Annotated in this window: 14 protein-coding genes; 2 read left to right on the forward strand and 12 right to left on the reverse strand. The window is 38.2% G+C overall.

Going from position 1 to position 13,061, the window contains the following annotated elements; genetic code table 11:
* Positions 1-36: 36 nt before the first annotated feature.
* The 5 genes from V7112_RS00615 to V7112_RS00635 form a co-directional block, all read right to left on the reverse strand.
* The gene (locus tag V7112_RS00615; RefSeq protein ID WP_335413857.1) at positions 37-858 is read right to left on the reverse strand and encodes a carbohydrate ABC transporter permease; all 822 of its coding nucleotides are present in this window, start codon (positions 856-858) and stop codon (positions 37-39) included.
* The gene (locus tag V7112_RS00620) at positions 858-1,718 is read right to left on the reverse strand and encodes a carbohydrate ABC transporter permease (RefSeq protein WP_335413859.1); all 861 of its coding nucleotides are present in this window, start codon (positions 1,716-1,718) and stop codon (positions 858-860) included. Before V7112_RS00620 ends, V7112_RS00615 begins: the two co-directional genes overlap by 1 nt.
* 117 nt (positions 1,719-1,835) lie before the next feature.
* Entirely contained in the window at positions 1,836-3,140 is a 1,305-nt protein-coding gene (locus V7112_RS00625; RefSeq protein WP_335413863.1) for an ABC transporter substrate-binding protein, read from the reverse strand.
* 461 nt (positions 3,141-3,601) lie between these two features.
* On the reverse strand, positions 3,602-3,838 hold the full coding sequence (locus V7112_RS00630; RefSeq protein WP_335413866.1) for a DUF896 domain-containing protein: 237 nt from the start codon (positions 3,836-3,838) through the stop codon (positions 3,602-3,604).
* Between the two features lie 110 nt (positions 3,839-3,948).
* Complete coding sequence (locus V7112_RS00635; RefSeq protein WP_335413868.1) at positions 3,949-4,743, reverse strand: DUF817 domain-containing protein; 795 nt, start codon at positions 4,741-4,743, stop codon at positions 3,949-3,951.
* Between the two features lie 245 nt (positions 4,744-4,988).
* Between V7112_RS00635 and V7112_RS00640 the strand changes: the two genes are divergently transcribed.
* On the forward strand, positions 4,989-5,135 hold the full coding sequence (locus V7112_RS00640; protein WP_335414004.1) for a hypothetical protein: 147 nt from the start codon (positions 4,989-4,991) through the stop codon (positions 5,133-5,135).
* A gap of 45 nt (positions 5,136-5,180) precedes the next feature.
* On the opposite strand, the gene V7112_RS00645 is transcribed toward V7112_RS00640, so the two are convergent.
* Positions 5,181-5,540, reverse strand: coding sequence for a cupin domain-containing protein (locus V7112_RS00645; RefSeq protein WP_335413871.1), 360 nt, complete (start codon positions 5,538-5,540; stop codon positions 5,181-5,183).
* Positions 5,541-5,721: 181 nt separating this feature from the next.
* Here V7112_RS00645 and V7112_RS00650 point away from each other — a divergent pair, with 181 nt between their 5' ends.
* Entirely contained in the window at positions 5,722-5,916 is a 195-nt protein-coding gene (locus V7112_RS00650; RefSeq protein ID WP_335413875.1) for a hypothetical protein, read from the forward strand.
* 82 nt (positions 5,917-5,998) lie between these two features.
* Here the strand turns inward: V7112_RS00650 and V7112_RS00655 are convergent, their stop codons facing one another.
* From V7112_RS00655 to V7112_RS00680, 6 genes are all read right to left on the reverse strand, one after another.
* Positions 5,999-6,958 (reverse strand): L-threonine 3-dehydrogenase, encoded by a 960-nt coding sequence (locus V7112_RS00655; RefSeq protein ID WP_335413877.1) that lies wholly within the window; start codon positions 6,956-6,958, stop codon positions 5,999-6,001.
* Positions 6,959-6,992: 34 nt separating this feature from the next.
* Positions 6,993-8,180: a glycine C-acetyltransferase gene (locus V7112_RS00660; protein ID WP_335413879.1), complete on the reverse strand. Its 1,188-nt coding sequence runs from the start codon at positions 8,178-8,180 to the stop codon at positions 6,993-6,995.
* Between the two features lie 669 nt (positions 8,181-8,849).
* Complete coding sequence (locus V7112_RS00665; RefSeq protein ID WP_335413882.1) at positions 8,850-9,896, reverse strand: serine hydrolase domain-containing protein; 1,047 nt, start codon at positions 9,894-9,896, stop codon at positions 8,850-8,852.
* Positions 9,897-9,910: 14 nt separating this feature from the next.
* Entirely contained in the window at positions 9,911-10,861 is a 951-nt protein-coding gene (locus tag V7112_RS00670) for a GNAT family N-acetyltransferase (protein ID WP_335413884.1), read from the reverse strand.
* Positions 10,862-10,899: 38 nt separating this feature from the next.
* A complete protein-coding gene (locus tag V7112_RS00675; RefSeq protein WP_335413887.1) occupies positions 10,900-11,868 on the reverse strand; it encodes an N-acetylglucosamine kinase in 969 nt (322 codons plus the stop codon).
* A gap of 80 nt (positions 11,869-11,948) precedes the next feature.
* Entirely contained in the window at positions 11,949-12,809 is an 861-nt protein-coding gene (locus V7112_RS00680) for a MurR/RpiR family transcriptional regulator (RefSeq protein ID WP_335413890.1), read from the reverse strand.
* Between the last annotated feature and the right edge of the window lie 252 nt (positions 12,810-13,061).

Consider the following 13,061-nt stretch of genomic DNA (forward strand, 5'->3'; position numbering starts at 1 on the left):
TATATAAAAAGGGCTAAGTCCCTTCGTTATCCATGTTTATTTTACAGAGCCTTCTGCAATTCCCTTGATAATGTGTTTTTGCATGAAGAAATACACGAGAATCACTGGTATAATCGCAATCGTTAAACCAGCAAGGGCTAAATGCCATTGTTTCGTATATTGACCAAAGAAGAAGAACATCTTTAATGGAATTGTGTGCATTCCCTCTTGGTTAATCACAAGAGATGGTAATAGATAGTCATTCCAAATCCAAATAATATTTAAAATGGCTACGGTTACTGAAATTGGCTTTAACATCGGGAAAATGATGTGCCAGAATATTTGCCATCTGTTTGCGCCGTCAATCGTGGCGGCTTCATCTAATGATTTTGAAATTCCTTGCAAAGATCCGTGATATAAGAAAATCGATAAACTACTACCAAAGCCCAGATACATAAAAATAATTCCAAAACGATTTAGTAACTCCATTTTACCAAACAGTGAAACTAAAGGAATCATGACTGATTGGAATGGAATCAGCATGGCCGCGATAAATATGAAGAGGATCAGACCACTGATTTTTCCTTTCCGGCGATTTAACGCATAGGCTGCCATTGATGAAAAAAGGACAATTACCGCTACACCTAAAACCGTAATCAGTACAGAGTTAAAAAAGGTGCGGATAAAATCTAGCTCTTCAAATGCTTGAACATAGTTATCAAATGTGAAAACATCCGGTAGTTTTAATGTATCTGTGAAGATTTCACGTTTTGTTTTAAAAGAGTTTACGACCATTAAATAGAAAGGGGAGAGCCAAATGAGTCCAAGGACAATGCCTAGTATTTCAAGCAAGTATAATTTTCTTTTTTTACTTTTCATTACATCTCTACCTCCCGTTTCTTATTAATGTACACTTGCGTTAATGAAATAGCTGCTACGATTAGGAAGAAAATAATCGCTTTTGCCTGTCCGTATGCATATTGGTTGACTGAGAACGCTGTTTTAAAGATATCCATTGCCACCATTTGTGTTGAGTTATATGGACCACCGCCAGTTAAACTTAGGTTTTGGTCATAAAGCTTAAACGTATTTGATAAAGTTAAGAACAAACTAACCGTGAAAGCTGGTGCAACAAGAGGGAAAGTAATATTTTTAAAACGCTGGAAGCTGCTTGCCCCGTCAATTTCCGCTGCTTCTAATAATTCCTGTGGAACACTTTCTAGATAAGAAATATAGATGATCATGATATAACCTGACATTTGCCAACTCATAAGAATAACCAATGCCCAAAAGCCCGTTGTATCCGTAGATAACCAACCTTTGAAAGCTGCAATACCGGTTAAATCTCCAATACTCGCAAATACCTTCATGAAAATAAATTGCCAAATAAATCCGAGGATTAGTCCACCGATTAAGTTCGGCATGAAAAAGATGGTACGTAAAATGTTATTTGTTTTAAGTTTTTGTGTAACAAGTAAGGCTAATGAAAGCCCAAAAAAGTTTATTAAAAAAATGGACACGACTGAGAATTTCACAGTAAACCATAGGGAATTCATGAATTCTTTATCCTGAATTAGCTTTTGATAGTGTTCAAGTCCGACAAACTCGGTAATCTTGATTCCATTCCAGTTTGTAAAAGAGTAATAAGTTCCAAAAATTAATGGTACGATTACAACAACCGCAAGCGCCAGCAAGGTTGGAGCTAAAAATAACCAATACCATAGATTTCGGTTTCGCATAGTATAATTCCTCCATTTGCTCGAAATCCCGAAACTTTTTATTGGAGCTAAAGCTCGGTTAAAATAGAAAGCAAAGCAACATGTGCTGCCTTGCTTTCTATTGTAAAGTTAAATCTATTATTTTCTTGTGTCTTCCCAAGCCTTTTGAGATTCCTTCACAAGGTCATCCCAGCTCATTTCACCGCTGATGTATTTTTGAATATTAACACCAAGCTGTTGCTCTCCCCAACCAGTAGGGTAGCCCATGAATACCCAAGGAATTGTTTTTCCTTCAGTTGCATACTCATACACTGCTTTTCCTAGTGGATCAGAAACTTTTGAAGCGTCGAAACCTTCATATGCAGGGATGAACTTAAAGTCTTCTAATACAGCTGTTTTTCCTTCTTCAGACGTGTATAACCAATCTAAGAAGTCTTTTGCAGCTTTTACTTCTGCTTCATCTTTGTTACTATTTACTGCCCAGTACATTGGGATACCAACTGGGATTGAATCTTCTTTGTAGCCCTCAACAGGAATTGGCAGAATACTTACGCCGTTGTTTGCAAGCTCTTCATCGATACCTGTGATTGAACCATATACCCAGTTACCTTGTTGAATCATCGCGACACGACCAGTAGAAAATAACTCTTCTACTTGCATTGCATAGTCTAAGCTAACTGTTGGTTGAACAGAATATTCATTTTGTAAATCTAGTACTTTCTTAAATGCATCGCCATATTTAAAATCTACAGATTTAGAATCAAATGTTCCCAATACATTACCATCAAATTCAGGAGATAAAAATGCGTTTGATAAGTGTAAGCCTGTTACCCATTTTTCTTTACCAGGCAGGGCAAACACCGCATCTAAACCTAGTTCTTCTTTCTTACTATCTAATGTTTTAACCGCTTCTTCTAAAGCAGCATAAGTTGTAATCTCATCTGGATTGATTCCAGCTTTTTCGAATACTGCTGTATTGTATATTAATCCATAACCTTCTTGGTTAAAAGGAAGTCCTAATACTTTGCCGTCTTGAGAAACTCCTTCAAGAGTTCCTTCTAATGCTGCGTTTGCAGCAGATGTATCAGAAAGGTCTGCTAAACTATCAACCCAGTCAGCAACGTCTTGAGGTCCACCAATATTGTAAATAGTTGGTTCTTCACCTGAAGCAAATTTTGAACGAAGTGCTGCACCGTAATCTTCCCCACCACCAACAGTTGTGATGTTGATTTTTACACCTTCATGAGATTCTTCGTATTGCTTAGCAACTGCTTCAAATTGATCTTTAAATTCTACTTTGAATTGGAAGATATCCACTGTTGTTGTTTTTGAATCACTTTTATTTCCACTTTTGCTTTCTCCATCTGAAGAACACCCTACGAGAGCAACACTTATAAGGATTAAAAGTGCCAATACTGTAGGAAAAAGTTTGTTTGCTTTCATGATGAAACCCCCATTTGTTCATTTTTGAAAGGAAGGAACCGTTGCACAGATTAGGAAACCGCTTGCATCAATATATACACTTTTTCGAAATTAATAATATTACAGTAATCTCTTATATTGAGATTCAAATTATATAACGTTGACATTGTTATGTTTTTCATACTTCCATTGCCTTGTACAATTTGCGCAAACGGTTGCATTCCTTTTACAGTTTTATATTAGCATGGACAAAATATAATTACAATAAAAAACTAAATCGTTTTCATTTTTGTCATTTTAATATGTCCTATTAAGTTAAAGAAAATTGATACTTGCACTGAGCATAATGCACTTACAACCAATCAAATTATTGTCACCAATGACATATCCTGTTCAGTCCTTTAAGTCAGTTATTTCGACTGGTGACTTTGCCTACATGTGGCATAGCAATTGGCATAATAAAAAGCTAGGGAGCTTGGTCCCTAGCTTTTTGGATTGTTCTCTTCTTTAGCTTTTAATTTTCGAACCTTTTCAGGAGTTACGTCATTTCCAAGCGGATCAAGGACCTTTAAAGTGGAGAACGTATCTGTCACCTGCCCGCGAATTTCACGCAAATAGTCTTCACGTAACACTTGTTGTTCCACTTTTTCCGCAGGTGTTAGCCCTTCTTCACGTGCTTTTTTCGCTAACTCATTGATTCTTTTTAAACTCTCAATCATTCTATTCTATCCTCTCCCTCTGATGTGCTTGAAAATTAGTTTCACCTTATTTTTACATAACATCCACGATTGGACTAGTACTAGGCGTATTCTTAATAAGATTGATTTATCTAATTAAAAAAAGGACCCGATTCAATCTTTACGGAGTTTTTCCCCTTAACCAGTTTTAAAGTCGCTACGATTAGAAAACTAACAATCACTAATAACAGCCATGAACTTACCTTTCCTAGATGAACAAGACTCCATGCCTTAGTTTGATTCGGGTACTGCCACGCTCCAAAGAACGTTGCGATATTTTCAGCTATCCATATAAAAAATCCGATGAGCACAAAAGAAAGTGAGAGTGGCATACGGTAAGTAGTTCCACCGATTTCGTATGTCACCCATGTCTTCCAAAAAACAATAATGACAAGAGCGGATAGCCACCAACGAATATCAATCCAAAAATGGTGGGTAAAAAAGTTTAAATAAATCGCGGCTGCGAGTGGCACAACTACTAAAAACGGTGGCCACTTGACCAACTCCACCTTAAGCCTCCTCCACGCCTGACAGAGATAACTCGCTACACTCGCATACATGAATCCACTATACAATGGCACTCCAAAAACCTTGAAAAACCCTTCCTCTGGATAAGACCAAGACCCCATATGTACCTTAAAAATCTCTAGCGCAAGACCGATAAGGTGGAACAACGAAATAACCTTTAGCTCATCCCTCGTTTCAAGCCCGGAGCGTACCATCCACCACTGCATGAGAAGACAGATGATGAGCAGCCAATCATACCGTGGCAATAAGGGAAGTGAGATCACTTGAGTAAGAGCCAAAGAAGCAAAAATGACAACAGGAAACAAACACGATAGGGCCTGCTCCCAACCAAAACGAACAAGTTGCTTTACTGCTCTCATCATTCGCCCTCCTTTTGGGTCAGGGGGACAGGTACATCGTCCCAACTAAGCTACCATCTACGTATTGATTCTAATATAAAATTTATTGAATTACAATAAAATATTATTGTTTATTTTAAAAAACATAGTAGAAAAAGCATTCCCCCATACTGAGAAATGCTTTATTTTGCCAACTATTTTCTACGGAATTTAATAAGATATTATGTAAATACTAAGTGTGCTACATATATTCGAGGAGGATTCGTATGCCACAAAAACAGCCTAAAAAGAATAGTACGCAAACAAATGTTGCCGGAACTGATCCACAAAAAGTAAAACAAGAAATTCAAACAGATGTCAGCCAAGGACAAGGTGACATAACTTCTCGTGAAGCTGGAGCACTGCGTGATTGAAAAAAGCCACTTTGAGTGGTTTTTTCTTTTTTATCTTTGGTGTATTTATTTATTTTTTACCGGCATGAACAAAGACGGGCTTAGTTCTTCACTTTCAATGACAATCGCAGTTAATCCTGTATCCGTTTTTGTTTCGTGCCATTCATCCTTTTCCCAAAAAACGGCATCCCCGGATGAAACTTTTACATACTCTTCTTTTTCATTTCGGACGTATCCTTCCCCGCTTACAACTAAAAGAAGTTGAGGCACAACAGCTTGGTGATACCCGACAATTCCATTTTCACCAAGGTGCATACAGCCAATTTGTGTTGGATTACTAGTTTGAATAATATGAGACATGATGAAATCCGAATTAAATTGTGATATCTGTTTACCACTATCTTTATCAAATTTATAAAGTATCATGATATGACCTCCTATATCCGTTATTATTCAGTGCACCATCTTAAATTCCCTTCTTTTTTCTATCAAAAAAGGAGGATGAAATTCTGCCTCAAAGGCATAAAACTGACATAGGGCACTTTCACAAATAAAAGGAATAGATTATACTGGACTAACTATCATATTCAATAAGGAGGAATTTCCTATGACCGAGAATAATCAACCTGAAGCACAAAAAAAGAAGATTAGCCTACAAGAGGCTATGAAGCAGCAGCTGGAAAAGAAAAAGGCCCAGTCTTCTGCTGGAAAAGGTAAAACAAATACCGACCTTTCAACAAAAAAATTGAAAAGCCAGCAAACAAAAAAAACAAGCAATACTCGTCGTAAAATGGGCGTTTAGCAATTCTATAGAACATTGGGACGATGGACCTGTCCCAAAAAAGGAGTATGGAATCTTGTTTAGATTCCATACTCTTTTTTATTCATCCTGCATTCTTTATAATTTTCGTGCTTAATTTTTCAAGCATATCCTTTGTCATTGTTTCAAGATTGTACTCGGCCTTAAAGCCCCATTCTTCTTTTGCTGCTGTGGCATCGATTGAATTTGGCCAACTGTCGGCGATAGCTTGGCGGACAGGGTCCACTTCATACTTCATCGCAAACTCAGGAATATGCTTTTTAATTTCTGCCGCAATTTCCTCTGGCGCAAAGCTCATTGCTGTTACATTGAACGCATTCCGGTGCTTCAGCTTGCACTCATCTGCTTCCATTAAATCAATTATGGCTCGAAGCGCATCCGGCATATACATCATATCCATATATGTGCCTTCCGCGATATAGGAGGTATAGCTTTTATTTTTCAGGGCTTCATAATAAATTTCCACAGCATAATCCGTCGTACCGCCACCTGGAGGGGTCATATACGAAATCAGTCCTGGAAAACGAAGTCCTCGTGTATCCACACAAAATTTATGATTGTAATAATCACATAGCAACTCACCCGAAACCTTATTCACACCATACATTGTCGTAGGGCGCTGAATGGTGTCCTGTGGAGTCCCGTCCTTTGGCGTAGTCGGACCAAATGCCCCGATTGAGCTTGGCGTGAAAAATTGACAACGTAGTTCACGTGCAACCTCTAATGCATTGACGAGTCCACCCATATTTAAGTTCCAGGCTAAAAGTGGCTTTGCCTCTGCAGTTGCAGATAGCAATGCAGCTAAATGAATTAACGTGTCAGCATTATATTTTCTTGTAATGTCATACATTGCTTTACCATCTGTTACATCTAAAAGCTCAAACGGACCTGAGTGGACAACCTCACAATCCGTTTTTCGAATATCTGTCGCAACAACATTTTCAGCACCATAAACCTTACGAAGCTTTGTGACAAGCTCTGACCCGATTTGGCCAAGGGCCCCTGTTACAACAATTTTCTCCATTATTCATTCCCCCAAGTGGTCAACTGACCAGCTTTTAGATAATGTTCATTTCCTTGCCTACTTTTTCATATATCGCTACTGCTTGATCAAGCATTTCCTTCGTATGTGCTGCAGTCGGCATATTACGCACCCTTCCTGTCCCTTGAGGAACAGTTGGGAAAACAATTGATTTTGCATAAACGCCTTCTTCAATTAATCTCTTACTGAACTCCTGTGTTTTCACTTCTTCCCCAATAATTACCGGTGTAATTGGCGTTTCACTGTGGCCAATATCAAAGCCGCGTTCCTTTAACTGCTGCTTGAAGTAGTTGGCATTATCCCAAAGTTTATCGTGGAGCTCTGTGCTGTTCATTAATATTTCGATTGCTTTTGTCGCAGCAGTAGCATCGGCCGGTGTCACTGCAGTTGAGAATAAGAATGGTCTACTACGAACCTTCAACCAATCAATTAATGCTTTCTTACCCGCTACATAACCGCCGACAACTCCAATTGCTTTTGAAAGAGTCCCAATTTGGAAATCTACCTTGTCGGAAAGACCAAAATGCTTAACCGTTCCCGCGCCTTTTCCTAATACACCTGAACCGTGGGCATCGTCTACATATGTAATCAGATCGAATTCCTCTGCAATTTGTACGATTTCAGGTAGTTTTGCAATGTCACCATCCATGGAGAAAACACCGTCAGTGATGACCATAACCTTGTTATATAATCCGGATTCAGTAGCCTCTTTCGCTTTTTTACGTAAATCATCCATATCAGAATGGTTGAAACGAATGATTTTCGCCCTCGAAAGACGGCATCCATCGATGATTGAAGCATGATTAAGCTCATCAGAAAGAATCGCATCATTTTTATCCATAACAGCGGAAATCGCCGCCATATTACAGTTAAAGCCAGATTGATATGAAATAGCTGCTTCAGTGTGCTTAAACTCCGCAAGCTTTTCTTCTAATTTCAGATGAAGATCAAGTGTCCCGTTAATGGTTCGAACTGCACCCGCTCCAACCCCGTACTTGTCGATTGCTTCCTTAGCAACCTCTTTAAGACGCTCATCCGTAGCTAAGCCTAGATAATTGTTAGAGGAAAGGTTAATCAGTTCTTTCCCATTGATTTTGATGATAGGTCCGTTTGCACCTTGAAGAGGGTCGATTACATTATAAAGACCTTTCTTCTTTAAATCCTCCAGATTTTCATGCAAAAATGAGTCCAACACCTTCGACATTCGAATCCTCCTTTGTATGTTTACAAAACACAAGTGTATTTTCTAGAAACACAACATTATTTTCGTAAATCCTTTTATATCAACATTTATACTTCATACTTTATCACATTATTCATAAAGTGTATATATAGAGAGGACACTTTTCTTGCTATTATTATATTATTTGTTACTTTTCATTTTGTGATTCAAATAGGGGGTTTTTTGGATATAGGTACTATCTGAGCTCACTTTAGGAGTATTATTGAAAAGGTTGTGGTATATAAACTTGATATGCATGGACATTTGGGTTTTGCTGGAATAAACGATAATATAAAGGGGCTATATGACCTAATATTTGGGGGTTTTAGGAAAAACCCTTTATATATAGCTACGATATGACATTACTTTTGGAATAAAAAGTAAGTGTCAATAGTAAAACACATTGTAGAAGGCATCTATTTGGATTTTTTTAGGAGGTTAAGTACCTTCCAAATTTGCTGGAGTGACATCAGTTGGATATTTCTAGGTGACTGATGGCCTCCTAAGCCTATTGGAGTGCCCCCAACTGGATGTTTCTAGGAGAATGGGTCTCCCCACAATCCATTTATCCAACTGATAATAAAAAAAGACCATATCTGGTCTCATATTAGGGGGTAAAAATTTGGTCAATATTCTTCATGTAAAAACTGACTAAAAATATGAACGAATTATATTATGCAGTCTCGGTCTTAAACGTAAAATATGTGGCTGTCTTCCAAAATGAACACGGTTTGTTAACAGAATGACGTTAAGGTTTACTTGAGGCTCAAACCAAATACTTGTTCCTGTAAAACCGGTATGCCCGTATGACCCTTGCGAAAATAAATCTCCACAGGACGACAGTACTGGGCTTTTTAAAATCCAGCCTAATCCTCGGTATTCACTATCAAATGAGGTGTAGTTTTGCCGAGATAATCGAAGTGATGCTTCTGAAAGTATCCGCTTTCCTTTGTATACCCCATTATTTTCAATCATACCTGCATATTTTTGAAGATTTTGAATGGTGGAAAATAAGCCAGCATGACCGCTTATTCCACCCATTGATTCTGTGTTATCGTCATGGACTATTCCGTATTTATGTCCTTTCAGCTTCTCACTATATTCCGTAGCGGCATATCTTTCTTTATCGAAGGATGGGTTAAATCCCGTTTCTACCATTTCAAGTGGAGTAAAAATCTCTTTTTCTGCAAACCTTTCAAATTTTTGCCCTGTGACTACTTCGATAATTCTATAAAGTGTAATTAATCCTAAGTCACTATATATCACTTTACTGCCAGTTGGCACTTCAAGCGACTCTCCACATATTCTTTCGAGGATTTGATCTGTCAATAAATCCTCCACATAATATTGCCTATGTGCAGGTAACCCGGATGTATGCGTTAACAAGTGTTTTAATGTTATATGCTCCTTACCATTTTGCGCAAACTCTGGCAGAAAAAAGGCAGCTGTATCATCAAGTCGAATTTCCCCATTATCAATAAGCTTTAATATAACAGGTAAAGTCGCAACTACCTTTGTTAAAGATGCGAGGTCAAAAACGGTATTTCGTTTCATTGGCAATTCTTTCGGATAAACTGCACGATTTCCAATAGCCTCCTCAAAGAGAATTTGTCCATCATGAGAAATACTTATGACGGCGCCAGGAATATGTTGTAAATCAATTTCCTTTTGAAGAAATTCCAGAATTTTTCCTTTCACCACGATCGTCCCCTTTATATTTTTTTAAAATAAGAATCATAGCTTTTACAAACCTCAAAGCCTAGCTTATTATAAAATTTCACTAATCCCGTCCAATCTATGACCATTGAACGAATATGACGATTACGCAGATGTGAAACGGCAGCTTCTACAATGAACAGTCCATACCCATGTTTTCGTTCATTCGAATCAATCCCCAAAGGACCGATGCCACCTAGTTCCTGTTGATATAATGGTGACCAATAGACGTTTTGAGCGATCATAGGAGAATTTGAATCATTTATCCTGCAAAAACCAATGATCCGATTGTTCTTTTTAAGGACGACAAACTCTCTCCCTTGACCGCCTTTTTGAAAATATTGAATAGCTTCATACTCCCAGCGTCCAGGGAAACAACGATGCATAAAGGTTAAAAATTCATCTTTTTCCTCCAGTTTTAGTAGGAAATGCTCGACTCCATCTAGTGATGGGACCTCCATCTCGCTATCCTCAAAATGACAATCCAAGTCATGTTCCTTTGTACCCTGTACATATCCACGTTTCTCAAACCATTTTGCTACTTCCATATATTGAATCGGTATGCCCGGAAAATAGTGCCACGTATCCTTACCAAGCCATATGTGATTAATTCCACTCTCTTTTAACTTACCCTCAGCATGTTGAAGTAATTTTTCTCCTATCCCTTGATTGCGGTAATTTCGGTCCACAAGCAACACCTGGATCCATCCAACTTCCCTACTGATTCCAACATCAACTTCATCCTGCCATCTTTTTGCTACTACAAATCCGACTGCTTGATTATCTTCATTTACTGCAATTAGGGACCCCTCTGAAAACACATTACAATCATCAAAACTATTCTGCTTGAACAATTCTTTCCTCATTGGAAATTCAGAACCTATTTCACGATTCCAAAGACCTGCCAATTCATCTAGCCTATCAATATTCCAACTCCTGTATTCCATACATTCATCTCCTTTATTACTAGTTTTCGTTAAAAAGATTATCTACTAAATTGTTCAACAAAATCCTCATTAACCTCTATCTTTTCCTCAAGCAAGCCCGCAATTACCGCTCCACCAACAGGCTCAATGCCTGGTCTAATTAGTTTTGATTTAATAGAATATTTCTCAAAAATCTCTTCCATTGGCCCTTTAAATAAATCAAGTCGATTAAAGAGTCCTCCAGCTAGTACAACCGGTATATCATCCGCTCTTTCCTTTTCGGTAAATTGCTTATTGATCAAACAGCTAACTGCTTCTCCAATATGAATCGCATTTTTTCGTATAATCGACCTTGCAACCTGGTCACCATGATCTGCTGCTGTAAAAACATGTCTACTTAAAGAAGCAAGCAGTTCTTTTGGGTTTACTGCATTATAAATGGTATGAATGATATCTGGAAGGGATTGTACTTGAAAGTGATTACAAATTAATGCAGTTAATTCAGTTTCCCTTCCTAACCCGTCGTGAGCCCGAAAAGCCTCCTGTAACCCTTCACTACCAACACCAAAACCACTTCCACCTTCGCCTAGTAAATAACCCCAGCCACCAACTCTGTCGAGGACTCCTTCACTACTTAAACCAAAGGTAATCGATCCTGTACCCGCAATTTGAACAACCCCTGGTTTTCCTAAAGTTCCTGAATACAAAGCAGTAATCGCATCATTATTAACTGTTACCGGTATCGGCTGGGGTACCAATGATTCTAGCAGCTGCTTCATCTCTTTACGTGCTGACGGATGGTCAACACCAGACATACCCGCATATACTCTCTTCACTTCCAAAAAGGCGCCATTACTTCCGTTCCGCAATGAATCTATTAGATTACTTAGCTCCTTTTCCAAGACTTCTTTTTTAACATTATTTGGGTTAGATGCTCCTACTGTTGCTTCAGCGATAATTTTTCCTGTTACAGTGGCAATAACCCCTTTTGTTTTTGTTCCACCACCATCAATTCCTAGGATATACATAAGTAATTCCCCCGATAACATTCATTTTTTATTCTAAAAAAGACTAACCCAATTTTCGAGTTAGCCCTTGATTTGATTGTTTAATTTTTCTTACCCATTAAAAACTCTACAGCTTCACGCGTGGCATTTAAATGCATCACCGTATCATCGTATTGTATGGACGCTACACACATAAATAAAATATCGATTACTTGCAGCTGGGCGATTCGCGAAGAAGTAGCACCACTTCTAAAAGTTGTTTCCTTCGTTACGGAAGTGTACAGTTTTACATCAGCGAAATCGGTAACAACTGAACTACCATACTTTGTTAAGCTAATAGTTGTAGCCTTTTTCTCCCTTGCTAACTGTAAAACCCTCGCAACCTCTTTGGTTTCCCCTGAAAAGGAAATTCCGACAACTACGTCTCCTGCTTCTGCAATTGCAACTTGGGTAGCCGCCATATGCATGTCTGCGAAAGCATAGGCTGTTTTATTAATTCTAAGAAATTTTTGCTGCGCATCCTGAGCGATAATGCTAGAAGCTCCTACTCCAATAAAATGGATTTTCCTGGCACTCCTGATTACCTCGATCGCCTTTTCAAGCTCATCAACATTTAATAATTCAGCTGTTTCTCGAATCGTTTGAATACTATTATTTGTCATTTTTTCAATCACAGATACAATCGATTCATTTGGCTCGATATCGCTAAATCCTAAATCATTTGTTTTCTGAAGATCACCTGCGATACGCAGTTTTAAATCCTGAAATCCTTTTAGGTTAAGAGATTTACAAAGCCTAATAACGGCTGCTCCACTTGTTGAACTTCTTTTTCCCAGTTCATTCGCGGTTAATGAAATAGCCTCCTGCGGGTTTTCAATGATATAGGAAGCTATCTTCTTCTCAGAAGGGGGTAAGCTTGGCAGCATCTCGGTAAGGATGACAAGTCCTCCATTTGTAGACATACATGTATCAGCTCGTTTCTATTTATCTATATATTGAATTTCAAATAAAAAATTCCATTTAAAAGAATAGACTATTCTAATCCTTAATTTTAACTGAAAGAGGGCTAATCTTCCAATAATCAAATGCGCTTTGGCGTTTTTGTGCCCGATTTTTTTAGGTCAACACGAGGTGGGTCGCAAATGCCACAGGATGTGGCGTCCTTAGTTTTTGATCTTAAGCTCGAAAAATTTCCTTTGAAAAATCGTGGCATC

It is taken from the genome of Bacillus sp. JJ1566, assembly GCF_036962685.1.
GTDB lineage: Bacteria > Bacillota > Bacilli > Bacillales > Bacillaceae_L > Ferdinandcohnia.

Bases quoted from the DNA above. Each gene is read 5' to 3' on its own strand.
- V7112_RS00625 (WP_335413863.1), bottom strand. From the start codon at position 3,140: ATGAAAGCAAACAAACTTTTTCCTACAGTATTGGCACTTTTAATCCTT.
- V7112_RS00680 (WP_335413890.1), bottom strand. From the start codon at position 12,809: ATGTCTACAAATGGAGGACTTGTCATCCTTACCGAGATGCTGCCAAGC.
- V7112_RS00670 (WP_335413884.1), bottom strand. From the start codon at position 10,861: ATGGAATACAGGAGTTGGAATATTGATAGGCTAGATGAATTGGCAGGT.
- V7112_RS00620 (WP_335413859.1), bottom strand. From the start codon at position 1,718: ATGCGAAACCGAAATCTATGGTATTGGTTATTTTTAGCTCCAACCTTG.
- V7112_RS00650 (WP_335413875.1), top strand. From the start codon at position 5,722: ATGACCGAGAATAATCAACCTGAAGCACAAAAAAAGAAGATTAGCCTA.
- V7112_RS00675 (WP_335413887.1), bottom strand. From the start codon at position 11,868: ATGTATATCCTAGGAATTGATGGTGGTGGAACAAAAACAAAAGGGGTT.
- V7112_RS00655 (WP_335413877.1), bottom strand. From the start codon at position 6,958: ATGGAGAAAATTGTTGTAACAGGGGCCCTTGGCCAAATCGGGTCAGAG.
- V7112_RS00630 (WP_335413866.1), bottom strand. From the start codon at position 3,838: ATGATTGAGAGTTTAAAAAGAATCAATGAGTTAGCGAAAAAAGCACGT.
- V7112_RS00635 (WP_335413868.1), bottom strand. From the start codon at position 4,743: ATGAGAGCAGTAAAGCAACTTGTTCGTTTTGGTTGGGAGCAGGCCCTA.
- V7112_RS00615 (WP_335413857.1), bottom strand. From the start codon at position 858: ATGAAAAGTAAAAAAAGAAAATTATACTTGCTTGAAATACTAGGCATT.
- V7112_RS00645 (WP_335413871.1), bottom strand. From the start codon at position 5,540: ATGATACTTTATAAATTTGATAAAGATAGTGGTAAACAGATATCACAA.
- V7112_RS00640 (WP_335414004.1), top strand. From the start codon at position 4,989: ATGCCACAAAAACAGCCTAAAAAGAATAGTACGCAAACAAATGTTGCC.
- V7112_RS00660 (WP_335413879.1), bottom strand. From the start codon at position 8,180: ATGTCGAAGGTGTTGGACTCATTTTTGCATGAAAATCTGGAGGATTTA.